The organism is Nitrososphaerales archaeon (assembly GCA_025058425.1).
Classification (GTDB): domain Archaea; phylum Thermoproteota; class Nitrososphaeria; order Nitrososphaerales; family JANXEG01; genus JANXEG01.
Map to the genome: position 1 here is coordinate 1 of JANXEG010000016.1, position 23,917 is coordinate 23,917.

The window sequence follows — 23,917 nt, forward strand, 5'->3', positions numbered from 1 at the left end:
TAGCGACATTCTTAAGAGGGGTTTTGATAATGGAAGGTATGGAGGTTTACTCTAAGCCCATAGGCCTATTTATAAAACGGCTCAATCCACCTTTAGTACCATTAGATTCGTAAGAAATGAGAGAGCGATGGTAAATTAAGAGGGCATCATATTTCATATTTGTACGAAGGTTCGAGAATTAGGAAATATATAAGGAGTAGGAGGATAGATGCGTAGTGGATATGGATGAAGATTTATTAGATGAGATTTTTATATCGGTAGCTGAGTGTAGAGAGGAATCATACGTACTCCAAACTGTGCAAAGGGCGATAGAGAGTAACGTAGATCCGTTAGAGATCATGGATGCTGTAAAGAGGGGTCTGGATGTAGTGGGTGAGAAGTATGAGAGGATGGAGTACTTTTTGATGGATTTGGTAGTGGCTGGTAAAGTTGCGAGTGAAGTATTGAAGTTGATAAAACCGTTGTTGATGAGGGTAACGAGTAAGCCGAGGGGTAAAGTGGTTATCGGTACTGTAGCTGGCGATGTGCACGATATTGGGAAGAACCTCGTTATAGCTATGCTGGCTTCAGCCGGTTATGAAGTGATAGATCTGGGGGTCGATGTACCAGCTGAGAAGTTCGTCGAAGCGGTCAGAAATGAAAAGCCCGATATAGTTGCGATGTCTGCATTACTTACCATAACCTTGGATGAGCAGAAGAAGGTAATAGAGGCTTTGAAGAGTGCTGGATTAAGGGATAAGGTAAAGGTGATGGTTGGGGGTAGACCGGTCACCCCTGAATTTGCGAAGGAGATAGGGGCGGATGGTTATGGTAAAGATGCGATAGAAGCCGTTAAGGTAGCGAATACATTGTTAGGGTATAAGAAGTAAAAATGATAGATTTTATGTAAGAATCGTAGTATTTGTGTATTTGTCCGAAGTTCTGAATCTCTTCTTTTGGATCTTTAACCTTCAACCTAACCGAGCAACATACTTATTAATATGTGGATGGCACGAGTATTTTGAATAAAGATGTCCCTGAAGCTGGCTCTAGAGAGAAAAGATTTCAAAGACCTTCTGGCTGAGGTTGTGGAAAGAGGTCTATGCATAGGTTGTGGTTCTTGTGCAGCTGCATGCCCACTCGCCGTCATATCGATAGAGGATGAGATCCCGGTTCAAAAGGTCAAGTGCTTCGACGATACCGTATGTGAGTGTTGCTACTACCAATGCCCTAAGTCTGCACAACCTATCGAAGAGCTCGAATCTAAGACCTTCGGGCGTAAGAGGAATATCGATGAACACCTCGGCGTAACTCTGGCGATGCATTCCGCTAAAACTCGACTGGGAGAAGTTATGAACGTGGGACAGGATGGTGGGATAGTATCAAGTCTATTGATCTACGCACTCGAAGAGGGTGTCGTGGATTGTGCCGTGGTGACTGGAGTAAGCTCTAAAGAGCCTTGGAGGCCTATTCCGAAGCTCGCATTCACTAAAGATGATATATTAAGAACCGCTGGAACGAAGTATACTTCGAGTCCAACCCTACTCGGCCTAGCATCGGCTTTGGAGGAGTATGGTATGAGCAAAGTCGCCTTTGTTGGTACACCGTGCCAGATCCTTGCAGTTAGAAAGGCCCAGTTCCATCCGAGCGCCTCCTACAAGTTAGGCGAGATAACGAAGCTCGCCATCGGGCTCTTCTGTATGGAGAGCTTCTCTTATAGAGATTTGATCCTAGGGTACATTAAGAGTGAAAAAGGTATCGATCCGGGGAGGATTTCGAAGTTTCAGATCAAAAAAGGTAGGTTCTTTGCGATAGCCGATGGGAAGAAGGTCATCGATGTCCCAATATCAGAGATGAAGCAGTATGCGAAGAATGGCTGCCACGTATGTGGAGATCTTACAGCAGAATTGGCAGATATATCGGTCGGATCTATAGGCTCTCCCGAAGGCTGGTCTACAGTAATAATTAGGAATGAAAAAGGAAGGAGTATCTTTGAGGCTGCAGCATCGAAGGGGCTCATCGAATATAAACCTGTGAGTGAAGCTGGGGTTAAGTTGTTGGTAAAGATCTCAGAGGAGAAGAGAAAACAATCAGAATCAAAGGTCTAGACATTTTTACGTAAGAATTGGTCTACATCTACATATTAATATCATAGACCTTAGAGTTTAGTGTGGAGACTTGTTAGAGAATAAAGACTGGAGGATCTCTTTAAGAAAATTATTCTCTGAGTGTTTTAAGAGGGGTGGCAAAGTTCTGATAATCGGGGTTGGTAATCTAATGAGGGAGGATGATTTTGTCGGTTCCTATATAGCTAGAGAACTTTTACGACAGTTTAAAGGCAGATTCGAAGGTAAGGTCATGGTGATCGATGCAGGCCCAAGCCCTGAAAACTCCGTTTCAAGCGTCCACAGATTTGAGCCTTCGTTGGTCCTCTTTATCGATGCAATCCACGCGGCTCTAGAGCCTGGATCCATCATACTTCTGAATTTAAAGGGTGTAGAGTACCAAGATGTATTAACTCACACCATTCCGATATCTTTCTTGATAAAGGTTATGGATCCCGACGATAAGATAGATTTTTACCTTCTGGGATTTCAACCGAAGAAGGTAGGTTTTGGAGAGAGGATGTCTGAAGAAATTTATAGAGCTGCAAAAGAAGCTATAGCCTTTCTAAGAAGTATATTGAAGGAGCAGAAATAAGAAGAAAATGAGAAGATAGAAGAATAGAGGATGAATTTTATGGATGTTATGATGGTCTTAAGATCAGATCGGCCTTATTTACCGATGCCAATTCGTAGTAGCTACCCATCCTTATTGCGCTATGTTCACAAAATTCTTCACATAGACCGCAGAAGAGGCAGGCTGCAAGGTCAACGGAGGGGACCAATTTTGCTTCACCGGTATCAGCCCTTTTCACTTCTATGAGTTGAATACATTGGGCTGGGCAGATCTTCACACAAATACTACACCCTGTGCATCTCTCTATATTCACTTCGTGGCGCCCTCTGAAACCCTCGGGGACTGGCTTTTTCTCAAAGGGGTACATCTCTGTGAAGGGCTTTCCCAAAACATTCTTAAGGGCTTCTTTGAGAATCTTAGGGATTCTCGCCAATATTACTCACCTTCTAGAGGTGTACTTCCTTCTTATATCTTCCAACGTAAGGCTCTCTTTAGATCCTTTCTTAATATCCACGATAGTTACTCTATCGGTACAGCAGAAGCAGGGATCTATACTCGCGAGCGAGGCTGGTATATCGGCTATATGGCCTCCCTTTAACATTTCGATCACCGCAGGTATGTTGGCGAGGGTCGGGGTTCTGACCTTCACCCTATAGGGCTTCTCACTACCATCGCTAAATACATGGTGTATCAACTCTCCTCTTGGAGCTTCAACTCTAGACATAGATTCTCTACCAGCTGGAGGTGTAAGTAAAGCTGGTACTCTAGCCCTATAGGGCTTAGGGGGCAGATGGTCGAGGCAGTAGTTTATTATCTTGATAATCTCTATGATTTCGTCACATCTTATCATAAGTCTGGACCAGACATCGCCCTCTTCGTAGACTACCATATCGAATGGAACTTCACCGTAGGCTGCGTAAGGATCATCGAGCCTTACATCGGCCCTTACTCCAGAGCCCCTAGCCACGGGACCTACTGCACAAAGATCGAGCGCTTTACTCTTGCTCAACCTACCTATGCCGACGGTTCTCATCCTCAAGGTTGGGTCTTCCACGAAGACCTTCTTATAGTAGGCTACCTTCTCCGGTAAACTATTTACCACCTTCCTCGTAAACTCGATATTTTCTTCCGTTATATCTCTACGTACACCTCCAAAGGTGTTGTACGCACTCAAAACTCTATTTCCAGTTATCCTCTCCACAGCATCCATTACCGCCTCTCTATCCCTCCAGATGTACATGAAGAGGGTATCAAAACCGAGTAGGTGGGCGCTTAAGCCTAGGAGGAGGAGGTGGCTATGTAAACGGTTCAGTTCTGCCACGATAGTCCTTAGGTATAGGGCCCTAGGTGGTACCGTTATATCGGCGAGGCTCTCTACAGCCTGGCAGAAGACCAAGGTGTGGGGGACATTACAGATCCCGCAGATCCTTTCTACAAGAAAGATATCTTGTATGTAGGTTCTTTGCTCAGCTAACTTCTCTATACCCCTATGCATGTAGCCCAACCTGGGCTCAACATCTACCACGTACTCACCCTCGACCTTAAAGGTGAACTTTTCGGCTTCAGCCAAGGCTGGATGTTGCGGCCCTATTATGATATTCATAGAGCTCATATCTGATCGAACCTCACATCCTTCCTTAGAGGATAGACACCATCGGGCCAATCTTCGGGTAGAAAGGTCCTTTCCAAATTCGGATGGTTCTTAAAGAATACGCCAAGAAGATCATGAACTTCTCGCTCATAAAGCAAGGCTCCGGGTATTATATCTAATATGGTCTCGATTTCGGGGTTATCTCTGGGTAATCGAGTCTTTACCATAGCGACCGTAGCTGGACCATAACACCATAGAAGATAGGTCAATTCTATAAAGTCTTTAAAGTCTACACCAGTTATCGTAATTAGATGTGTGGCAGAGTATTTATCCTTGAGGTATTTAATGACATCCCTATGCATCTTTGGAAGAGTTTTGATGAGAAGCCTCTTCGGTCCTAAAACTCTAGCCTCTTCAATTGAGTCTTTCAATTCCTCTGAAATCTTTTTGATGAGTTGATCTTCCATGCTCAAAATCTCAACCTCTATTTTAACTTTGAGAGTAACTTTACTACACCATCGATGATAGCCTCAGGCTTTACTGGACATCCCGGTACATAAACATCTACTGGAATCACCTTATCAATACCTCCAAGTACATTGTAACAACCTTTGAAGACACCACCACTACAAGCGCAGGATCCTACAGACATTACGAATTTCGGGCTCGCCATCTGCTCGTAGATACGTCTCAGCCTTGGAGCGGCTTGCCTTGTAACGGGCCCTGTGCAGATGAGCACATCGGAGTGCCTTGGCAGAGGTTTATGAAGTATTCCAAACCTCTCCACATCGTACCTCGGAGTTAAGACTGCAAGGACCTCTATATCACACGCATTGCATGACCCGGTACAGAAGTGCATGACCCACGGGGACTTTGCAAGGGCCCACTTCAAAAGTGCAGACAAATTCGATTCCCCTTTACAACTGGGAAGATCACTACTTAATAACTATAGCGGTAGGAGTATGGCAAATATTGTAATCACCATCGCGAGAGGGATTAGGTACTTCCAGAAGAGGCCTATAGCCTGATCGATCTTCAACCTAGCCACGACACTCTTAATCACAACCATAAGAAAGACTACAAGAAGATATTTTATTACGATGAGTAGCAGGGCCGACAATCCGGTGAATGGGTAACCTCCTCCCAGAAAGAGGTAGACTATCAGTGTTGAGAGGACGAAGAGCTCTGCGTTGTGAAGGAATATAATCAGAGCGAGTGTAGGGCCAGTGTAATCTGTGAATGGTCCTACGATGATCTCCGTTTCGGCATCGGGTATATCAAACGGTTTAAACATAAGTTTACACTGTAATGAGAATATCGAAAGTCCGAGGGCTACAGACATCAGTATAAAGGCTGTAGGAGAGTGAGACCAGACGTTGGGACTTACCATGATGCTCTTAAAGAGTGAAAAGTCGGTATTGAAGAGCCTACTCGCTAAGATTATTGGAGTAAGGATGGAGAGGAGAAAGGTAGGCTCATAGGCAACCACCAGAGAGAGAAATCTAGAGGTACCGATTATGTTGAATGGATTCGGGGTAGCCATACCGGTCAAGACTACCGAGAGAGTAACCCAGAGCAGCAGGTAGACTGCAAGTATGATATCACCTTCAGCCATAATCTGTAAGAATGGTGCCACTGGTGTCATAAGTAAGAGTGCTATGAGAGAGCCTATTCCAAGGGTAAGTGCTATGGGAGGTAGAAGGCCGATGGAGCCTTTGGCCCGAATATCCTCCTTCACCACAAAGAGCTTTATGAAGTCTGCGAAAGGTTGTAGAAGGCCGAATGGTCCCGTATACTTCGGACCTACTCGGTTTTGAATTCGAGCGTAGAGCTTCCTAGCGTACCATTCTGTAGAGAAGGATGCGATGAATGTGAATAAGAGCCCCGGGAAGATCACACATTGGAATGTAAACATTAAAGCTTCTTCGAACATCAAACCGCAACACTCCTGAACAGTAGGATTAATAGGATTACGAACCAGATGATCATGTAGAAGAGCCAATCGTTCAACACACCCGTATGGATCTTCTCTCTTAGAATTCTATATGTGCTGGAGAAGGTTTTATTCCAAAGGGCCCAGTAGAAGCCACCCGGTGGTAGAAAACCTCCTTCGGGCTCGAGCTTCTCACCACCGATGAATATACCCTTCTTCTCCTCAGAGGAAGATTGTACAGATTTCTTGAAGGTTAGATAGAGGATCAGTATGATGAGGGCTGGAAGGAGCATCGCAAGGGATACCCCGAGCATAGCTATTAAAAGCAACCCTTTCACCTCTTTATCAAGGCTTCATAGATCTCTATTATGGGCTTTACATAAGAGTTTTGATCGAGGAGGGAATCTACCGCATGGCTGATTACATGCTCCATGAATAATGGAGAGAGTACTCCCAATAGTACCGTCGCTACAGTCAAGATGATTATAGGTATAGTAAAGCATGGATGCTCACCTTCAACTTCAAAGCTTCTCTTTGGAGGGCTGAACCATATACCATAGACCATCCTTAGGTAGGCTAGAAATGCTACTACACTCGGAACCACTATAGCTATGACGAATGGTGCATATCCAACTTCAAGGAGGGCATAGTAAAGGTAAAGCTTACCTATGAAGCCATTAAGAGGCGGAACACCTGCAAGGGCTATAGCACCGATGAAGAAGCATAGCGATGTTACTGGAAATCTCCTACCGATTCCAGCAAGATCGATCATCATTCTAGAACCAGCATAGTGTATAAATACTCCTACGGCGAGGAAGAGTAGAGCTTTGGTCACTGCATGGCTCACGAGATGGTAGATTGCAGCCTTCAGTCCAAGAAATGTTCCGAGTCCGAGCCCCATCATCATATATCCGATGTTGAGTATCGTGCTATAAGCTATTATTCTCTTAACATCGTCCTGTACAGTCATCAAGAAGGATGCGAAGAAGGCAGATACTATACCGAGGGTGAAGAGGGCAGTAAGGACTATTGAAAGGACAGGGATCATGGAGGTCGACCTTAACACCGTGAATAAAAAGCGTGTGATCAAGTACACACCTACAGAGACATAGAGCCCCGATAGAAGTGCCGATATCGAAGATGGAGCCAATGAATGCGCATCGGGGAGCCAGAAGTGGTTCGGAAATACCGCAGATTTGAAGGTAAAGGCCCAGAGCATGAAGATTATGAAGAGTACGATACCAAACTTCCAGCCAGCTTGAGGGGCACCTGTAACGGGTATGTAGATCCCTGAAAGCTTCGCTGCCACATCGGCCATATTCAAAGTATTCATAGAAGCGTAGAGGAAGACTAGAGCGATAAAGTAGAATGTCGTAGCCATAGCTCCTAATATGGCGTACTTTATACCAGCCTCTACAGATTCTGCGATCCTCTTCCTAAATGCCACGAGCCCATAGGAAGAGACCGACATCACTTCTATCATTACGAATAGGTTGAAGGCATCACCCGTATAAACACACCCTAACATACCCGCTTCTATACCGAGTAAGAGTGTGCAGTACCATTCAACACCATCGTCATGCTCAAGGTACTTTAAGCTGTAGAGCGCTATGAGGAACATTATAGATGAGATTAGGAGGCCTATGAGCGCATTGAATCTATCCACTTCGTATACGATGCCTACGGGAGCGGGCCAGCCTCCAAAGAGGTAGAGGAGGGGTTTATTCGGTGTGACGATGTAAGAATTAAGGAAGACTATAGAAGTGATTACTAAGATGATGAATGTCGCAGCTGCCGTATAGGTCTGTAGAATTCTCCTACTCTTTACAATGATGCTCAGTAGAGGGGTGATGAAGGCGAGAACGATGGGTGTGATTACGGCAAGGCCCACGGGTGGGAAGATCATATCACTCAACCACCTCAATCGAATATCCTTCTAGCGAATCTAGCGAATGGTTCTGATATCTCACTCTCCGTTACAACCTCCTCAGGCGACTTTACATCTATCCAATGCACATAATATAATTTACGATTTTCATCGTAATCGACGACGACCGTTCCAGGGGTGTTGGTTATCGAGTTGGCGGTAAGTACCAAACCGTATTCTGTTTCGACTCGATAGGGCGTCCTTACTATTCCTGGATTGATGGGCATTTTAGGATGTAAGATTCTCTTTATAACGTCCAGATGGGCTTTGAATTCATCGATCGTAAGGTAGTGAATAAAGTAAGCAATGAACCAAGCCCATCTTCTAACATCGATAAGTTTCTCGGTCTTCTCCACAAAGAGGTTTGAGAATATGGATGAGATCAACAATGCGATTATGAGGCCTAAAAAAAGGTCGAAGAGACTGGCCGAGCCGGAGAATAACATGTAAGAGATGTATAGAGGAATTGCGATTAGAATGATCCTAGCGAGTTTCAAAGTTCAACCCCTCAACCTTACGATCTTCCTCACATCAAGAGACTTTCTATGCCTATAGAGCTGAATGCTCAGAAATACGAGGAGGGCAGTTATCGACATGTTGATGACTACAGCGGTAAGTACGAGGCATTGAGGGAGCGGGTCTACGGAGGATAGGGCGAATTGAATCAATTCTTCTCTAGTAGGATTCAGAGTATCGAGTTCTGGCGTATGTAGCTTACCAGAACGATAACCTACGAGAATTATCAGAGTGTTGGCGGTATCTCCGAATATGGTCAGGGCTATGATCTTCTTCAATACATTCGGCCTGACTACGATACCATAGATCGAAATTATGATTATCAGGGCCAAGGCCGTATATAAAAATACCCAGAGCAGGGTATGGGCGTTCATTACTTCTCAGACTCCTCAGAGATATCTTTTATGTGCCTTTGCTCGGGGATTGAAAGTAAGATGAACAAGATTACGAAACCTGCAGCGATGTTAAAGAACTCCCCTATGTTGTAGAAGATTAGAGAGCCTCCAAGGAAGAAGCCTTCTTGACCAGCAGGGTAGCCTGGAAAACCGGACCAGGGTTTGGGCTGGTTCTGCATCAAAAACCCTCCTAAGATCAACGGGATGAAGACAGTTAGCGTAATTATGATGAGGCCTAGTGCTTGAAAGGTTATGAGCTTCTCCCTTCTAAAACCGAGCTTTGTTAGCATCCATGCCGAAAAGGCCGCTATTATAAGGGTTGGTGCGATAGAGGATGATGCACCACCTTGGAAACCACCTCCCGGTGTCAATTGGCCATGTATAGCTAGACTCGCAGATGCTGTGAGTATCAGAACGAACATGATCTTTACACAGACCCTTACTATCGATGAAAGACCTTCTCCCCTCGGTGGCTCAGCACCTACCCAACCCTTTAGCCTAAAGATCGCCATCGAGCCTATCACCGCTAAAAAGAATACGGATGTTTCGAAGAGTGTATCTAAACCTCTGTAATCCCAGACTATGGCGGTTACGGCTTCGGGAGTTGCAGCCCATAACTCCTTTTCATAGATATTTAGGGAGTTGATGAGGTAGAACTTTCCCAACTCCCTAACCTCCGATGTCGGTAAGTAGCCCACTACACCTGCGAAGATTGCAAAGATTATAGCGAAGAGTATAAGAGCTAGGGCAACACCGATGATATTCTCTTTAGTTCTTTGGGCCTTCTTCATGCTTCTTCAAACCTCTCAGTCTTACTCAAACCGTAAAGAAGAAGTACTGTAGAGATGCCCACACCCACAGCTATATAAGCTAGAGCGATATCAGGGGCCATCAATAAGTAGTATGATAGGGCAAAGGTTATGGAGAAGGCTGCTGAATAGACCACGGACTTTAAAAGATCTCTATCCATGATGGCAAGTAACGAGAATATTACAGCTAACACAAATAGGAATAGTAAAAAGATTTCATGTATAGGTAGCATTCTTACACCCCTCTCACTCTTAACCTATCCTCTTCAAGATGGTCACAGAATTTAGGCTGCACGGGAACGGTCTTGGATCTATGAGCAGCCCTAGCCAAAGCATGAGAGCTAGTAGCGGTTGCAAGAAAGGTCAGACCGGCGATTAGAAAGACGAATATACCTGCAAAGAACCCCCAATCTCCGAAGATATTCGCGCTCATGATGATCAAACCGGCTCCGAAGATTGGGTATGCACCGCCTCCTACACAACCTACAGTCGAAGCATGCAACCTAACGAAGAAGTTGGGGAATCGTAAAAGCCCCAACGCTCCAATGAAGTCTAAGATAGCGCCCAGGATAACTAAGAGTACACCGAGGTAGAATATTACGAGTCTGATAAATTCGAGTAATTCAGCCACTGAGCTCCCTCCTTTCAAGATACTTAGCCATAAAGATGTCAAGAATGAACGTCCATAAAAGAAGCATAAATGCACATGGAATAAGGACAAGAGATCTAAAGTATACTGCAAGGAGGACCATTAAGAATATCAAGTTAATAGAGAGACAACTTACACCAAGTACCATATCTGGGATAGTAGGCCCTTTGATGATCCTAATAGTGTATAATGAGAAAGATGCGATGAATATTGGTATAACGGAAGGCACTAGCATATCGATGATCGTCTCAAACAACGCAAAACCTCTCCTACTTATCATCCAGATCTTTTTTGATAGAATTATTAAATTTTTTGTGTAACTAGTAATTATTCTAATTATTTTAAGTAATTAAAAAAAGTTTTAGTATTACCATGGTTCAGTATCACTTATCAGAATAATGGTTCACAATATATGCCCAGCTTCCTAAATGCATCTATTAACTCGAATTTCTTCTTCTTGAAAAAATCATCACTCATAGCATACTCCAACCCATACTTTTTATAGACCCAGTCCGCATAATGGTAATTCATTTTGTCGATCATCACATAATCCACCATCCCATCGATCTCTTCGACAAGTTCCTCGGCCTTTGGTAATAGAGGGGCGATCATCACACAGGTTTTGATACCAAGAGAATGTAGTCTATTTAAAGTATCTATTCTTTCTTTGATCGATGGTGCCTTCGGTTCGAAGATCTCTTTAATCCTCTCATCACCAGTCGTTATCGTGAGAACTACTTCAATATCTTTATAATTCTTCAAGAGATCGATATCACGTAGTACTAGTGTCGATTTTGTCTGTATTATAATGGGCCGCCGTTTCTTTATTAAAATTTCAAGACAACTTCTTGTGATCTTATACTTCTCCTCTAGAGGTTGATATGGGTCACACATACCACTCACCCAGACCTTCCCAACCTTTTTCTTATTCACTTCACGTTGAAGTAGGGTTGCGGCATTGATCTTAACATCGACAAAATCGCCCCACCTTTCTTTGTGATCGGTAAATCTTTTCATGCACCGCGCATAACAGTAAACACAGCCATATTCACAACCGATGTAAGGATTCACAGTGTAATCGAAGGCTTTAGATTCCGATAAGATACTCTTTACATAGACTTCCTTAACGATCAAGGCATCAATCCTAATAAATTGAATACTAAATTTTTATATTTTTACATTCTTCCACATAAAAACTGTTCATTCTTTGATAAATGGAAGTGAATTTTAATTGTAAAAAGTTTATTTACTCCATTTTTAGAAACCTAATCCTAATGACAATGACGAAGGCATCATATAACGTGGTAGAAAAGATTTTCATACTCTTTACAATTCTCCTCCTCCTCTGGATATTTCTAACCTTAAGCATTAGATTCGATACGATTCTGATCGGTTGTATTGCTTCACTCATCATATCGATCCTTACCTATAGATTAGTGATAGAGGGCGAAGTAAGGAGTTTGATAGATCCTATCAAATGGATAAATATTCTAAGATACCTTCTTTATTACTTATTCGATGCAGAAGTTAAAGCACATTGGAGCGTTATCAAGTTTGTATTGAAGGGAAAGGGGGCTTTAAAGCCGGGTATCGTTGAAGCACCCTACCACTTGAAATCTGACCTTGGTATTACCTTGGTGGCCAATTCTGTAACAAATACACCCGGGACAGTAACTATAGAGGTGGATGAAAAGAGAAAGAGGTACTTTATACATTGGATATATGTCGAGAGTTTCAAACTCGAAGATTGTTATAGAATGTTAATTTCAGATTTTGAAAGAGGAATTATGAGGTTTTGTAAATGAACACCTTTATATTAATGATAACATATGCACTCACCATCCCAATAATACTAGCGACAGTTAGACTCTTCTTAGGACCTACGGGGCCGGATCGGGTCGTGGCAGCGGATGTCATCAGCTATTCTATGATAATGGTTATGATTTATTTTGCGTTGATAACTCGTGAATACTCATTACTCGATGTAACGATACTACTCGCAATACTGGTATTCGTAGGCTCGTTGACGGTTGCTAAGTATCTTGAAGGTAGGGGGCTCGGTAGCTGATGGTAATACTTGAGATCGTATCCTATGTAGTAATGATCGCCGGATTATTCTGCTCCACGATCGGTAGTATCGGGTTGTTAAGGTTTCCAGATATTTATACAAGAATTCACGCAGCCAATGTAACGATCATAGGAGGTTCATTACTTTTAAGTAGTGGTGCAGCACTCTTCATGTTGACGAGCAACATTCTATTCTCTATAAAGGCTATAGTGGTAGCTGCCATAATCTTCGTAACATCGCCCGTATCATCCCATGCGATAATAAGGGCAGCGTATAAGAGCGGGGTACCTTTATGGAATGGTTCGGTTGGTGATAAGCTAAAAGAGGCGGGTGGGCTTGATCATAGTTAGCTACGATCTGCTCCTTTACATATTCATCACAATTTTGATCGCATTAGCTATCGTAGTTGTAGAGTTGAGAGATCTGCTCTATTCGGTTATTGTATTAGGAGTAGAAGGGGTTGTATTAGCAGCATTATTCTACCTACTTCAAGCACCAGATATAGCGATTACACAGATCGCCGTAGGGAGTGGTGCACTTACATTTCTGTTCATACTGGCATTGAGAAGGACTGAGAGGTGGGAGGATTGAGGGATAGATTCATAAGGGCATTTAGTTTAATGATCATCCTAACTCTTCTTATCTTAATATCTTTCGCACTACAAGACCTCCCACCTTATGGCAATCATCCATATCCACTTGGCGAGTACTTCTTGAGGAATACGTTGAATGATACTGGAGCCATGGCCGTTGTGAATGCGATCTTGTGGGATTATAGAGGCTATGACACGCTCGGCGAAACTACCGTGCTATTTACTGCAATTGTGGTCGTTCTCACATTACTCAGAATGAGGAGGTAGTGAGAAGATGGAGGGGATGACGATAATCGTCAAGACCATGACTAGAATATTGGTACCGATCTTTCTCTTACTTGCAACTTACATTACTATTTATGGGCATATAACAGCGGGCGGAGGGTTTCCAGCAGGTGTAGTGATCACATCGACCATAATCCTCCTTTTACTTGCGTATGGATTGCCTTCACAGGAGAGGAGGTTGGTATTCAGGGTTGGAAGGTCTTTATGGGCCTTTTCAGCCTTGATGATCTCCATTATACCGACGATCGGGTTCATCTTCAGCTCCTATTTCTTCAAGAATGTAGGTGTATATCCAAAGGGATTTCCTACACTCATATTTAGTGGTGGCTCTCTCGGATTGTTCAATATCTGGGAGGCATTACACGTAGCTGCCGCATTCATCGTAGCACTCTACTTACTCACGAGGGAGTGATTATGGATTGAATATTATATACATAGGGGCGCTGATCCTCCTACTCATCGGATTTTACGCTATAATCTTTAAGGATAACCTCTTGAAGAAGATATTCGGATACGCATTACTGGGAGATGGTGTAAATCTATTACTCATAGCTTTGGGTTACAAATATGGTGGCATCCCGCCAAGTATTACCGAAGAATACATCGGTAAGATAGAGGTTTTTGCGTCGAAGGCCGTAGATCCTTTACCACCAGCACTCGTAATTACAGCTATAGTGATAGGGTTGAGTGTAATTGCAGCACTGTTGGCTTTAGCTATTAATGTGTATAGAGTCTATGGAACCTTGAACGTAAAGAAGGTGAGGAGGCTTCGTGGCTAACATTATGTAAGATGATGAGTATGATGATGGGGATGATGAATTAAATTTGGTTTGATGTGAGTGATTTATGATTCAAATCGATGCTTTACCTATATTCGCAATCATTCCATCGATGATGGCTGGGTTTTTGCTCATACTGTTGGGAGAACGTGTATCAAGAAGTGTTCACGTTACATTAACATCCATAGTTACATTTATTGCAATGATCTCCTCCTTGATTCTCTATACCCACACAAAGGATGGTAAGGTAATCATCCATAAAATGGGAGGTTGGTCACCACCAATAGGCATAGTGATCGCTGTGGATGCCTTAAACTCATTATTCTCTTTAGTAGTCTCACTGATCGTTTTATTTTCAACCATTTATAGCTACAGGTATATGGAGCATGATGATGGGCACAGCTACTTTTACGCCCTGATCTGCCTTATGCTATGTGGTATGAATGGTATCATCTTGACTGGAGATCTCTTCAATCTATTCGTATTCTTTGAGATCAGTGCGATAGCATCCTATGGACTTGTTGCCTTTAGGAAGGATGAATGGGAGCCTGTGGAAGCGGGTTTCAAGTATGCGATGATCAGCGCGATAGGTACGGTATTCCTTTTACTCGGTGTTGCGCTCATCTATGGCCTTTTCGGCGTGCTCACGATGGCGAGTATTGCTGAAAGGGTATCGACTGGCACATTCTTGGAAGGTGCAAGAACTAATGGTAACTATGTGATACCTATCGCTGCTGCATTCCTCATATGGAGCTTCGGTATAAAGGCGGCGATGGCACCTATGCATACGTGGCTCCCCGATGCGCATCCGGCCGCGCCATCACCAATAAGCGCAATACTATCGGGCGTATTTGTGAAGGTAGGTGTATATGCGATGATCAGATTGCTTTATACCATATATGGATTATCGATCTCTAACGATCTGATGCCATACTTGGCTGGTTTTGGAGCATTTAGTATGATTGTAGGAGCATACATAGCCCTCGTGCAGGATGATGTTAAAAGGATGCTCGCCTTCTCAACGGTACTGAATATCGGTTTCATACTCTTTGGTATCGGTATAGGCTCTAAACTCTCACTTACCGGTTCTTTGCTCCATGTGGTTAATCATGCGATAACGAAGGCACTTCTATTCTTAGCCGCTGGCTCCGTCATCTACCGCACTGAAATAAGGTCGATGAGTAGGCTCGGAGGTTTGATAAAGAAGATGCCGATCACGGCGATAGTATTTCTCATCGCATCACTGAGCATAGTAGGGGTCCCTTCCACCAATGGCTTCATCAGCAAATTCATCATACTAAAGGCGGGTATAGAAACTGGTGAGCTCAGCTATACCATCTATGTAGTAGTGGGTGTGGTAACGAGTATTGTAGCTGCAGCGTATATGCTAAGAGCGTTTAGACAGATCTTCTTGGGAGAAGCGAAGAGTGATATAACTCATGTAAGAGAAGCACCCATTTCCATGCTCATACCTATGGTCATCCTCACCATACTTATCGTAATCCTAGGGATATTTCCACAGATCGGTATCGATCTGGTCAAGCCCGCCGTCGAGAGTGCTTTTGGGCGTGAACGATATATAGAACAGGTGTTGGTGAAGTGATAGCGATCTTAGAATATTCACCGTGGCTCTGTTGGATAATCCCGTACATAGGAGCGGTCCTTTCACTTCTATTTCACAAGTTCCACCATAAGCTTAGAGATGTTTGTGCTTTAGCATCTTCATTCTTTGCCGCGATATTTTCGACACTCATCATATTCGCCTATCCGAATGTGCTGAAGGGAGGGGCTTACCACAGTACGCCCATTCTCTCTGTGAAATGGATCGATGCACCCGGTGTTACCTTAAAGGCCGGTCTACTCGTAGATCCTCTAAGTGTATTTATGGCGAACGTAGTTGCATGGATATCATTCCTCATAATGGTGTACAGCCTTGGCTACATGGAAGGGGATAGAGGGATCGCTAGGTACTGGTTCTTCATGAACCTCTTTATCGGAAATATGCTTCTACTCGTCCTCTCAGATAATTTCATTCAGATCATGTTCGGATGGGAGGGTGTGGGTCTATGCTCTTACGCACTCATAGGCCATTGGTATGAAGATGATGAGAAGGAAAGGCGTACAAAGTGGGTTGGGGAGGGAGTAGAAGAGTATGCACCATCACATTGTGGTATGAAGGCATTCATCACTACACGTCTAGGCGATGTGGGGCTTCTACTAGCTGTATTTATCATATTTTCACAATCGGGTACATTCAATCTCATTGAATTAGGGAAGGATCTAGGTTGGGCTTCAAAGCTCTCAAACTTAGGGTTGTTAATCCCGACCGCTCTGCTCTTTCTACTCGGCCCGATAGGCAAGTCTGCCCAGTTCCCACTCATGGAATGGTTACCGGATGCGATGGCCGGCCCAGCACCAGTAAGTGCACTCATACATGCAGCTACGATGGTGAAGGCTGGTGTCTACTTGATCGCAAGGGTCTTCCCAATATTTTATCTACTTATGCAGAGCGGGTTTACAGAACTCAGACTCTTCTTTGCGAGTATCATGTGGATCGGTGCTATTACAGCATTCATCTCTGCCACACAAGCGAGTGTTAGTAGTGAGATAAAGAAGGTCTGGGCCTACTCGACGGTATCACAGATCGGTTACATGATGATTTCACTCGGTGTCGCTGGGTATCTGGTCGGAGATGCGGTAGTAGCAGCGTATGTAGCGGCGCTCTTTCACCTCCTCAGCCATGCACTATTCAAAGCGACACTATTCCTCACATCGGGCTCGGTGATACACAGTTGTGAATCGAGATTTATGAGGGATATGGGCGGTCTCTCAAAATTTATGCCGATCACATCCGTAGCGACGTTGATAGGTGTATTGGCATTGGCTGGTGTACCTCCCTTGGGCGGGTTCTGGAGTAAAGAGGGTATATTGAAAGCTATAGAGTATGGCATGTATAAACATGTGGAATTAGCATTTATATTCGTTATAGCATCGGTTACTGCGATCATCACGGTATTCTATAGCCTCAGAACGTACATTCTGACATTCATCCATGTAAAGAGTGTAAGGGAAGCGAAGCATCATAATAATGATCACGATCGTGATGACCATCATCATATGAACCATCATCCTCACCAAATTCATGAAGCCAAAGCTGTTATGTGGCTTCCCTACATACTACTTGCAGCATCGATCATAGTGGTAGGTTTTGGTGTACCATTCGGCTTGGAGGGTAATTTACACCACACCTTCGAAGATATGTTGAGCCACTATCTGATACATGTGAGTAAAGATGAGGGTAAGAAGGTTGTAACGGGCTATGGTTATCTACCGATAATAGCCTCGATCGTATCTTTATTCATCGGCTCCACCGTATCGTATTTACTCTACGTAAAGAAAGATGGTAGGATCTTAGAATCTTTAAAGAATGTATGTGTAATCAAGATGATCCAAAGGTTCTTCTTCAACCGCTGGTACATGAATCGCGCTTGGTATGTAATTGCAGATAGATTGGTAGTCTTGAGTAGGATTATTCATGATAGGTTCGAATCACCCATCGTAGATGGATTCAATTATATGATAGCGGATCGTACGGTGCGTATCTCCAACAGATTGAGGAAGATACATACGGGAGTACTGAACGATTATCTGATCGGTGCGGTGCTGGGGATGATCATGCTCATCACATTCCTCATAATCGTTTTGAGGTTTTGAGGTTTTGAGGCTATGGATGAATACTTACTACTCACAGCCCTGATCTTACCGTTGATCTCTTCACCCATACCCCATCTACTGAAAGGGAGGAGGAGTGGGCGGTTCACGTTTATAATCCTCCTTATATCGACGATCTTCATAAGCTATCTGCTCGTTCAAAGTTACTTGAATCCTAATAGGGAGCCCTGCATAGTATGGTACAGCTGGTCTCCAGACTTAGGGCTTACATTCGGGCTCAACGGTGATGGGCTCGGTCTATTCATGAGCTTTACAATCGTAATATTGGCAACGTTGATATCACTATACTCCATCAAGTACATGGAGCATGAAGATGGCATAGGCACCTACTTCACACTTTACCTACTCTATTCGGCAGGTATGATCGGCTCCGTATTGGCGAGTGATCTTATCGAATTCTACCTATTCTTTGAACTCATGCTCATACCTTCGTGGGCATTGATAAATCAATGGGGTACCGGGTTAAGAGAGAAGGTCGCATTCAAGTACTTTATATATACTCACGTAGGGGCTTTATCACTACTCATAGGTATACTAGCTACAGGTATGGTCTATGGTACCTTCGATCTATTTGAAATTCAAAGGTTGCTGAGTAAAGGATTTAAGCCCGATCCAACGCTGGGCCAGATCGCAGCCCTCTTGATGCTATTAGGCTTGATGGTCAAGCTCGCCATATTTCCATTCCATACGTGGTTACCAGACGCCCATGCAGAAGCGCCCACACCGATCAGCGCTCTACTCTCGCCAGCGATGATCGGTATCGGTGGTTATGGGATATTAAGGTTCGTGTATGGTAGCTATCCACACATCGTTACCAATTTTTCATCTATACTAATCTTGCAATCCTTATTCACGATGATCTATGGCGGGCTGATGGCTTTGAGGCAGAGCGATTTGAAAAGGTTACTCGCATATTCGAGTATCAGCCAGATGGGTTACATTCTATTTGGTATAGCCACAAATTCACCATTGGCGATCGTAGGCAGTATGCTACATTACTTCAGCCATGCCACATGTAAGGCGATGCTCTTCTTGGTTTCTGGTATCTTTATGCATGAAATCCACGTTAGAGAGATCGATAGGCTCGGCGGGCTTGCATCGAAGATGCCCTATACAGCAGTAGCTATGGTGATTGGGTTCCTTGGTATCGCCGGTACACCACCATTTAATGGATTTCAGAGCGAATGGATGATATTCTCAGGTGCTCTGCTTTATAGCACTCCAGACTTCGCTGCGAGGAGCGCGATCGTTGGATTCGCCTTGATATCTACAGCGATCACAGCATCCTACGGCCTTTGGACTATAAAGAGGACACTATTCGGCCCAAGATCTTGGAATTCTCATATCAAAGAAGCGAGTATTCTTATGGTAGCTCCGTTGATCCTACTCGCTCTACTGACGGTACTCATAGGCATATATCCGCAGCCTCTCATCACTCCCATAAGTTCTACGATCAAGCCATTCAGTCGCTAAGTCTAAATCGAATATCGAATATAGTTCTAAGATTAAGAAAAAGATCTTTATGTATAGAAGAGTTTGGTATAAAGGGTATTTTTCTGAAGATAAGTGATGATCGATGAATTTCAAAAGGTTTGGTGCCAATCTGCAAAGAAAAAATTATTTTTCTTCCGAAAATCTGACACCAAATGAATAAATAATTCATAAGGCCGATCGATGTTCCGAATAATCTTATGGAGTTTAAGAAATTTGAAAAACCTCTACAATCGCGAATAGATTCTTAAATAAGGCCCATCTGGTTCGAATCTGGTTTAAATAGAGATATTCTTAGATATTCTTAGCGCACTTTAGGCTGCTGTAACTTAAGTGGCTTCCAATGCTTTCTTGATCTCTTCCTTCAACTGCTCACTCGTCTTACCTTCGGTAGCTATACCAAGCTCACGCGCCACCTTCACCAACTTTTCACCTTCATTAGCTTCTTGAGCTTTAGCCTCCTGAATCTTTTGTGTAGATTCGATCTTCGGTGGTACACTCGGTGTGGGTGAAGGGGAAGGTAATGTAGATATCTCCATTATCTGGCGCTCGAATTCTGCCTTGCCCCTTTGAAATTCACTTACGGCCCTCCCGAGTGATCGGGCGAGTTCTGGAACCTTCTTCGAACCGAAGAGGAGGAGAATTATGAATACGATTATTATCCATTCCCATCCATGTAGGCCGAAGATCTGCAGTACCAAACTTTGCATTTTTAACCCATATAATATGATCTATTGCCAAATATATATGCATATAATTGTGTATGCATTTCCCATTCTCTCTTATTACTTCCTAATCAACTTCATGTTACTTCATTACTTCATGCCTATCTAAGATGTGGATACCTTCCCCTTTACTCTATACTTTATGAAGAGATAACCAGCGCTATAGAGTAGGAGCATTGGTAAAGCAATAAACCACATAGTTATACCACTACCATCTGGCGTGATGATCGCTCCAAAGATTACGATGATTACGATCGCTACTCGAAAGTTATTCTTCCAAAAACTGGGCTCTACAACACCCATCTTCGTCAATAGGTACATGATTATAGGTAATTGAAATGCGATGCCGAATGCAAAAAGGAATAGAAGGACGAAGCTGATAAGGCTGTCCAAGGTTATCGTGGTCATAGCTTCAAAGCTGAGGGCATAACGGTAGAGGAAGGCGAATGCCCATGGTATTACGAACGTATATGAGAATAAGCAGCCAGAGATAAATAGGGCGGTAGCTGGGCCCAGTATCGTGAGGATCAGCCTCCTCTCATGGGGATATAATGCGGGATTCACAAATGCACCTATTTCATAAATTATGACGGGCATACCGATTATGATACTTAGGAAGATCGCGATGTAAACCGCCGATAGAAATGCCTGTTGAGGCGTAGTTACGATTATTTGGACGTATTCGGGGACTACATCTGCTTTGATCTTATTCACAAATTGCATAGCAAAGTTGTTATAGATATCGGGATAGAGGAAGGGGAAGGAGAATTCCCCAATCCTATACTCTTGAATTCTAAAACTAAAGACGATGGCAAAGATGACGATCAATGCTACCATTATCTTTATCAATCTACTTCTCAATTCTTCCAGATGTTCCAACATCGTCATCTCTTTAGACACACGAGATCGCCTTCTTGCTATATCACACTTTGGTACTGTTTAAATATTACTGGAGGCATCAACTTAAATGCTTTGAAGGTGATAACTTGGCCAAGAAAGAGAGGGAGATATCCAGTATAGATGATATCCCATGGAAGAAAGTCGAAGGTTATGAAAAAGTTTATGAAAAGATTTTAAGTTTTGATGATGAGACTGGGGCATATACGAGATTGCTCCGATTCGATCCGGGAGCTGAGATTCCACACATACTCGAGCACGATTTTTGGGAAGAAGTCTTCATCTTAGATGGAATGCTCATCGATAAAAGAAAGAATCTGACTCTGACCAAAGGTATGTACGGTTGTAGACCACCTGGCATGAAGCATGGGCCTTATCTATCGCCTAATGGATGTATAACATTTGAAATCAGATATTATGGGTTTAAAGGGAAGGGTAAAGGAGATGGTTAAGAAGATCGATCTGATAGTAAGGAGTAAGGGAGGGTTAGGAAGATTAGAATTTGAAGTAAGGAGATTATTACTTGCGGGATATTCGGGCAGAGATCAAGAATCGGTTAAGAAGCATATAGAGGAATTGATGAAGATCGGCGTACCTGTACCGAGTAAGGTTCCAACGATCTTCTCCGTACCACCATACTTGCTTACATGTGATGAGAAGGTTGAGGTATGTAGTGAAAAGACTTCCGGCGAGGTTGAATATGTAATATTGATCGATAAAGGTAAGATGATTTATGTAACTGTCGGGAGTGACCACACCGATAGATGGTTAGAGAAGGTAGATATATTGAGTTCAAAATGGATGTATCGTAAAGTGATAGCGAAAGAAGTTTGGATTTATGATGAAATTAAAGATCATTGGGATGAAATCATCATAGAATCGTACATCGGTGAAGAATGGAAGAAGGAATTGTATCAGAGGGCGAAGCTTAAGGCTCTATTAAGTGTGGAGGATCTGATGAGGATCTTTAATATTAGAGAGGAAGGTGTGATACTATTCTCTGGTACGATACCGACCTTATCGAGTGAGATAATTTACTCACCATGGTTTGAAGTAAGCATTTACGATCCCATATTGGAAAGGAGGATTACAACTAGTTATAGAGTGGAAGTGATAAAGCCGTAGAGATTCAGATTAAACTCAAATAACTCAAATAATTCAAATTACTCAAAATACTCAAATTCGAATTTGAATTGGTAATAAAATTGTAATGATGTTAGAGCAATATCGCAATCTTTAATGATGGAATTACCCATATGGAGATCGGGTGAAGTAGAATGGCTGTAGATCTTAGTGTAAATGTATGTGGTATAGAATTTAAGAACCCTATCGTAATAGCTTCGGCCACACCAACAAAGGATGCGAAGTATATGAAGAAAGCTGTAGATAGTGGTGCTGGCGCAATAGTTACAAAAAGTATATCTTCAGAGGAGACGATGAGGAGGTATGTTCGCCCAAGGTTTACAATCCTTTATAAAAAGGCATGGCCTTACTGTTTCTCCAACTATTCTTGTGAGTTCCTTTCAACGTATACACCTGAGCAATGGATTGATGAAGTAAAAGAAGTAAGGAAGTATTGTAAAGAAAAAGGTACCATTCTGATAGGTAGCGTAGCCGGTAAAGGTATTGAAGATTGGGTAAGATTATCGAAGATGATGGAAGAAGCGGGTGTGGATATGATCGAATTAAATTTTGGATGCCCTCATCCAAAAGGTTTAAAGATGGGTTTTGAGACGGGGCGTGATATAAAGTCCTGTGCAGAGATCGTAAGGTCTGTTAAGAATGATATTAGCGTACCAGTATTTGCTAAATTGACACCAGAGGGTGTCGATGTGGTCGAAGTTGCGAAGGAGCTCGAAAGGGTGGGTGTCGATGGTATAACGGCCATCAACCGATTCCCAGCTTTAGATATCGACCTTGAAAGTGGTAGGCCTCTATTACACTCGACATTCGCTGGAGTTGGGGGGCCATGGATGTTACCGATTACATTGAAGTGGATCGCAAAGTTGACGATGGAGATCAAGATACCCATTTCTGCTACAAACGGTATTTGGACGTGGCAGGATGTCATCAAATGTATAATGTGTGGAGCCTCGACCGTTCAAACATGTACGGCGATTATGTATGGAAGATTGGGTTATGGTGTTGTGAAGGACTTCATCGATAATTTAAGAGAGTTTATGGAAAGGAAAGGTTTTAGCAAAGTGGAGGAGTTTAAAGGGATTACAATCCCCCAGATACTACCATTCGATAAAGTCGATAGGGAGACGAAGTTATGGTCCATAGTAAATGAAGAACGATGTACCGGATGTAAATTATGCTTAAATTGGTGTTTTTACGATGCGATAACGATTAAAACCGAAGAGAAAGAGGTTGCATGGATAGATAGATCGAATTGTGATGGTTGTGGGCTCTGTGTGTCATTGTGCCCTGTGAATGCAATTGTTATGGAAGGGGCAAAAGTATACTTATAAAAGGTTTTGTCTTAATCTTTATTGATAAAGATCGATCCTTATGATATGCTGAGATTGAGATTTAGATTTATCTTGAGATTTATTGAGATCTGGTGTAAAGCTTCCGTTACTATCAAAGACTTCAACAAGTATTATTTGAAACCTTATTTAGAATCAGGATGTGACTTAGTTTTAAGCAAAACTTATATTAAACTAAGTCCATTAATTTTAGTGGCGTATCATCGGCGGCGTTTGTGTCAAGCTCAAGGGCTTAAGCCCTTGCGATGAGATGCAGACCTCCAGATACGCTTACAAGATGAAGATTCAACGTATGATGTTGAATCCGATGTGGGTCGTGTGCTCCCTATATTAGCTCAATCGTGCTTTACGACTCCGGTTGATCCTGCCGGACCTGA

General features: G+C 43.0%; 32 protein-coding genes. 16 read left to right on the forward strand and 16 right to left on the reverse strand.

Features of this window, described 5'->3' with window-relative positions; all coding sequences use genetic code 11:
• Positions 1–221: 221 nt before the first annotated feature.
• The 3 genes from NZ896_02690 (at position 222) to NZ896_02700 (ending at position 2,679) form a co-directional block, all read left to right on the forward strand.
• Complete coding sequence (locus NZ896_02690; GenBank protein MCS7116358.1) at positions 222–869, forward strand: corrinoid protein; 648 nt, start codon at positions 222–224, stop codon at positions 867–869.
• A gap of 141 nt (positions 870–1,010) precedes the next feature.
• Entirely contained in the window at positions 1,011–2,087 is a 1,077-nt protein-coding gene (locus tag NZ896_02695) for a Coenzyme F420 hydrogenase/dehydrogenase, beta subunit C-terminal domain (protein ID MCS7116359.1), read from the forward strand.
• A 70-nt stretch (positions 2,088–2,157) separates the two neighbouring features.
• Positions 2,158–2,679: a hydrogenase maturation protease gene (locus NZ896_02700; protein MCS7116360.1), complete on the forward strand. Its 522-nt coding sequence runs from the start codon at positions 2,158–2,160 to the stop codon at positions 2,677–2,679.
• Positions 2,680–2,725: 46 nt separating this feature from the next.
• On the opposite strand, the gene NZ896_02705 is transcribed toward NZ896_02700, so the two are convergent.
• From NZ896_02705 to NZ896_02770, 14 genes are all read right to left on the reverse strand, one after another.
• Positions 2,726–3,091, reverse strand: a complete 366-nt coding sequence (locus NZ896_02705) for an NADH-quinone oxidoreductase subunit I (GenBank protein MCS7116361.1) — start codon at positions 3,089–3,091, stop codon at positions 2,726–2,728.
• Positions 3,092–3,097: 6 nt separating this feature from the next.
• The gene (locus tag NZ896_02710; GenBank protein MCS7116362.1) at positions 3,098–4,270 is read right to left on the reverse strand and encodes a nickel-dependent hydrogenase large subunit; all 1,173 of its coding nucleotides are present in this window, start codon (positions 4,268–4,270) and stop codon (positions 3,098–3,100) included.
• On the reverse strand, positions 4,267–4,716 hold the full coding sequence (locus tag NZ896_02715) for an NADH-quinone oxidoreductase subunit C (GenBank protein MCS7116363.1): 450 nt from the start codon (positions 4,714–4,716) through the stop codon (positions 4,267–4,269). Before NZ896_02715 ends, NZ896_02710 begins: the two co-directional genes overlap by 4 nt.
• A 17-nt stretch (positions 4,717–4,733) precedes the next feature.
• Positions 4,734–5,153, reverse strand: coding sequence for an NADH-quinone oxidoreductase subunit B family protein (locus tag NZ896_02720; GenBank protein MCS7116364.1), 420 nt, complete (start codon positions 5,151–5,153; stop codon positions 4,734–4,736).
• Between the two features lie 42 nt (positions 5,154–5,195).
• Complete coding sequence (locus NZ896_02725; protein ID MCS7116365.1) at positions 5,196–6,182, reverse strand: NADH-quinone oxidoreductase subunit H; 987 nt, start codon at positions 6,180–6,182, stop codon at positions 5,196–5,198.
• Positions 6,182–6,511 (reverse strand): hypothetical protein, encoded by a 330-nt coding sequence (locus NZ896_02730; protein ID MCS7116366.1) that lies wholly within the window; start codon positions 6,509–6,511, stop codon positions 6,182–6,184. Before NZ896_02730 ends, NZ896_02725 begins: the two co-directional genes overlap by 1 nt.
• 5 nt (positions 6,512–6,516) lie before the next feature.
• Positions 6,517–8,088, reverse strand: coding sequence for a hypothetical protein (locus NZ896_02735; protein MCS7116367.1), 1,572 nt, complete (start codon positions 8,086–8,088; stop codon positions 6,517–6,519).
• Between the two features lie 14 nt (positions 8,089–8,102).
• Positions 8,103–8,606 carry a Na+/H+ antiporter subunit E gene (locus NZ896_02740; protein MCS7116368.1) on the reverse strand — a complete coding sequence of 168 codons (504 nt, stop codon included), beginning with the start codon at positions 8,604–8,606 and terminating at the stop codon, positions 8,103–8,105.
• 3 nt (positions 8,607–8,609) lie between these two features.
• The gene (locus tag NZ896_02745) at positions 8,610–8,999 is read right to left on the reverse strand and encodes a sodium:proton antiporter (protein MCS7116369.1); all 390 of its coding nucleotides are present in this window, start codon (positions 8,997–8,999) and stop codon (positions 8,610–8,612) included.
• Entirely contained in the window at positions 8,999–9,811 is an 813-nt protein-coding gene (locus NZ896_02750; GenBank protein ID MCS7116370.1) for a hypothetical protein, read from the reverse strand. The genes NZ896_02745 and NZ896_02750 overlap by 1 nt, the downstream gene beginning before the upstream one ends.
• A complete protein-coding gene (locus NZ896_02755) occupies positions 9,808–10,062 on the reverse strand; it encodes a DUF4040 domain-containing protein (protein MCS7116371.1) in 255 nt (84 codons plus the stop codon). Before NZ896_02755 ends, NZ896_02750 begins: the two co-directional genes overlap by 4 nt.
• A 2-nt stretch (positions 10,063–10,064) precedes the next feature.
• Positions 10,065–10,460: a monovalent cation/H(+) antiporter subunit G gene (mnhG, locus tag NZ896_02760; GenBank protein ID MCS7116372.1), complete on the reverse strand. Its 396-nt coding sequence runs from the start codon at positions 10,458–10,460 to the stop codon at positions 10,065–10,067.
• Positions 10,453–10,758 carry a monovalent cation/H+ antiporter complex subunit F gene (locus NZ896_02765; GenBank protein MCS7116373.1) on the reverse strand — a complete coding sequence of 102 codons (306 nt, stop codon included), beginning with the start codon at positions 10,756–10,758 and terminating at the stop codon, positions 10,453–10,455. Before NZ896_02765 ends, mnhG (NZ896_02760) begins: the two co-directional genes overlap by 8 nt.
• Before the next feature lie 110 nt (positions 10,759–10,868).
• Complete coding sequence (locus tag NZ896_02770) at positions 10,869–11,612, reverse strand: radical SAM protein (protein ID MCS7116374.1); 744 nt, start codon at positions 11,610–11,612, stop codon at positions 10,869–10,871.
• 167 nt (positions 11,613–11,779) lie between these two features.
• On the opposite strand from NZ896_02770, the gene NZ896_02775 reads away from it, so the two are divergent.
• The 10 genes from NZ896_02775 (at position 11,780) to NZ896_02820 (ending at position 19,408) form a co-directional block, all read left to right on the forward strand.
• Positions 11,780–12,283 (forward strand): Na+/H+ antiporter subunit E, encoded by a 504-nt coding sequence (locus NZ896_02775; GenBank protein MCS7116375.1) that lies wholly within the window; start codon positions 11,780–11,782, stop codon positions 12,281–12,283.
• Positions 12,280–12,546: a monovalent cation/H+ antiporter complex subunit F gene (locus tag NZ896_02780; protein ID MCS7116376.1), complete on the forward strand. Its 267-nt coding sequence runs from the start codon at positions 12,280–12,282 to the stop codon at positions 12,544–12,546. The genes NZ896_02775 and NZ896_02780 overlap by 4 nt, the downstream gene beginning before the upstream one ends.
• Positions 12,546–12,896, forward strand: coding sequence for a monovalent cation/H(+) antiporter subunit G (gene mnhG / locus NZ896_02785; GenBank protein MCS7116377.1), 351 nt, complete (start codon positions 12,546–12,548; stop codon positions 12,894–12,896). The genes NZ896_02780 and mnhG (NZ896_02785) overlap by 1 nt, the downstream gene beginning before the upstream one ends.
• Positions 12,883–13,137: a DUF4040 domain-containing protein gene (locus NZ896_02790; GenBank protein ID MCS7116378.1), complete on the forward strand. Its 255-nt coding sequence runs from the start codon at positions 12,883–12,885 to the stop codon at positions 13,135–13,137. The genes mnhG (NZ896_02785) and NZ896_02790 overlap by 14 nt, the downstream gene beginning before the upstream one ends.
• Positions 13,134–13,406 (forward strand): hypothetical protein, encoded by a 273-nt coding sequence (locus NZ896_02795; protein MCS7116379.1) that lies wholly within the window; start codon positions 13,134–13,136, stop codon positions 13,404–13,406. Before NZ896_02790 ends, NZ896_02795 begins: the two co-directional genes overlap by 4 nt.
• 7 nt (positions 13,407–13,413) lie before the next feature.
• Positions 13,414–13,836, forward strand: a complete 423-nt coding sequence (locus NZ896_02800; GenBank protein ID MCS7116380.1) for a hypothetical protein — start codon at positions 13,414–13,416, stop codon at positions 13,834–13,836.
• A 7-nt stretch (positions 13,837–13,843) separates the two neighbouring features.
• A complete protein-coding gene (locus NZ896_02805; GenBank protein MCS7116381.1) occupies positions 13,844–14,203 on the forward strand; it encodes a sodium:proton antiporter in 360 nt (119 codons plus the stop codon).
• A gap of 67 nt (positions 14,204–14,270) precedes the next feature.
• Positions 14,271–15,806: an NADH-quinone oxidoreductase subunit M gene (locus NZ896_02810; protein MCS7116382.1), complete on the forward strand. Its 1,536-nt coding sequence runs from the start codon at positions 14,271–14,273 to the stop codon at positions 15,804–15,806.
• Entirely contained in the window at positions 15,803–17,917 is a 2,115-nt protein-coding gene (locus tag NZ896_02815; protein ID MCS7116383.1) for an NADH-quinone oxidoreductase subunit L, read from the forward strand. Before NZ896_02810 ends, NZ896_02815 begins: the two co-directional genes overlap by 4 nt.
• Positions 17,918–17,929: 12 nt before the next feature.
• The gene (locus tag NZ896_02820; GenBank protein ID MCS7116384.1) at positions 17,930–19,408 is read left to right on the forward strand and encodes an NADH-quinone oxidoreductase subunit M; all 1,479 of its coding nucleotides are present in this window, start codon (positions 17,930–17,932) and stop codon (positions 19,406–19,408) included.
• A gap of 347 nt (positions 19,409–19,755) precedes the next feature.
• Here the strand turns inward: NZ896_02820 and tatA are convergent, their stop codons facing one another.
• Together tatA and tatC are read right to left on the reverse strand one after the other, a co-directional pair.
• On the reverse strand, positions 19,756–20,136 hold the full coding sequence (gene tatA, locus NZ896_02825) for a twin-arginine translocase TatA/TatE family subunit (GenBank protein MCS7116385.1): 381 nt from the start codon (positions 20,134–20,136) through the stop codon (positions 19,756–19,758).
• A gap of 120 nt (positions 20,137–20,256) precedes the next feature.
• A complete protein-coding gene (gene tatC / locus NZ896_02830; GenBank protein MCS7116386.1) occupies positions 20,257–21,051 on the reverse strand; it encodes a twin-arginine translocase subunit TatC in 795 nt (264 codons plus the stop codon).
• Between the two features lie 86 nt (positions 21,052–21,137).
• Between tatC and NZ896_02835 the strand changes: the two genes are divergently transcribed.
• The 3 genes from NZ896_02835 to NZ896_02845 all read left to right on the forward strand — a co-directional run bounded on the left by NZ896_02835 (position 21,138) and on the right by NZ896_02845 (position 23,522).
• The gene (locus NZ896_02835) at positions 21,138–21,500 is read left to right on the forward strand and encodes a cupin domain-containing protein (protein MCS7116387.1); all 363 of its coding nucleotides are present in this window, start codon (positions 21,138–21,140) and stop codon (positions 21,498–21,500) included.
• Positions 21,493–22,173, forward strand: coding sequence for a DUF2848 domain-containing protein (locus NZ896_02840; protein ID MCS7116388.1), 681 nt, complete (start codon positions 21,493–21,495; stop codon positions 22,171–22,173). The genes NZ896_02835 and NZ896_02840 overlap by 8 nt, the downstream gene beginning before the upstream one ends.
• A 152-nt stretch (positions 22,174–22,325) precedes the next feature.
• Positions 22,326–23,522: a 4Fe-4S binding protein gene (locus tag NZ896_02845; protein ID MCS7116389.1), complete on the forward strand. Its 1,197-nt coding sequence runs from the start codon at positions 22,326–22,328 to the stop codon at positions 23,520–23,522.
• Positions 23,523–23,917: the final 395 nt, after the last annotated feature.

Coding starts and splice junctions, on each gene's coding strand:
- NZ896_02690 (MCS7116358.1), top strand. CDS start 222: ATGGATGAAGATTTATTAGATGAGATTTTTATATCGGTAGCTGAGTGT.
- NZ896_02695 (MCS7116359.1), top strand. CDS start 1,011: ATGTCCCTGAAGCTGGCTCTAGAGAGAAAAGATTTCAAAGACCTTCTG.
- NZ896_02710 (MCS7116362.1), bottom strand. CDS start 4,270: ATGAGCTCTATGAATATCATAATAGGGCCGCAACATCCAGCCTTGGCT.
- NZ896_02715 (MCS7116363.1), bottom strand. CDS start 4,716: ATGGAAGATCAACTCATCAAAAAGATTTCAGAGGAATTGAAAGACTCA.
- NZ896_02725 (MCS7116365.1), bottom strand. CDS start 6,182: ATGTTCGAAGAAGCTTTAATGTTTACATTCCAATGTGTGATCTTCCCG.
- NZ896_02735 (MCS7116367.1), bottom strand. CDS start 8,088: ATGATCTTCCCACCCGTGGGCCTTGCCGTAATCACACCCATCGTTCTC.
- NZ896_02745 (MCS7116369.1), bottom strand. CDS start 8,999: ATGAACGCCCATACCCTGCTCTGGGTATTTTTATATACGGCCTTGGCC.
- NZ896_02750 (MCS7116370.1), bottom strand. CDS start 9,811: ATGAAGAAGGCCCAAAGAACTAAAGAGAATATCATCGGTGTTGCCCTA.
- NZ896_02755 (MCS7116371.1), bottom strand. CDS start 10,062: ATGCTACCTATACATGAAATCTTTTTACTATTCCTATTTGTGTTAGCT.
- NZ896_02765 (MCS7116373.1), bottom strand. CDS start 10,758: ATGATAAGTAGGAGAGGTTTTGCGTTGTTTGAGACGATCATCGATATG.
- NZ896_02780 (MCS7116376.1), top strand. CDS start 12,280: ATGAACACCTTTATATTAATGATAACATATGCACTCACCATCCCAATA.
- mnhG (MCS7116377.1), top strand. CDS start 12,546: ATGGTAATACTTGAGATCGTATCCTATGTAGTAATGATCGCCGGATTA.
- NZ896_02800 (MCS7116380.1), top strand. CDS start 13,414: ATGGAGGGGATGACGATAATCGTCAAGACCATGACTAGAATATTGGTA.
- NZ896_02810 (MCS7116382.1), top strand. CDS start 14,271: ATGATTCAAATCGATGCTTTACCTATATTCGCAATCATTCCATCGATG.
- NZ896_02820 (MCS7116384.1), top strand. CDS start 17,930: ATGGATGAATACTTACTACTCACAGCCCTGATCTTACCGTTGATCTCT.
- tatA (MCS7116385.1), bottom strand. CDS start 20,136: ATGCAAAGTTTGGTACTGCAGATCTTCGGCCTACATGGATGGGAATGG.
- NZ896_02840 (MCS7116388.1), top strand. CDS start 21,493: ATGGTTAAGAAGATCGATCTGATAGTAAGGAGTAAGGGAGGGTTAGGA.
- NZ896_02845 (MCS7116389.1), top strand. CDS start 22,326: ATGGCTGTAGATCTTAGTGTAAATGTATGTGGTATAGAATTTAAGAAC.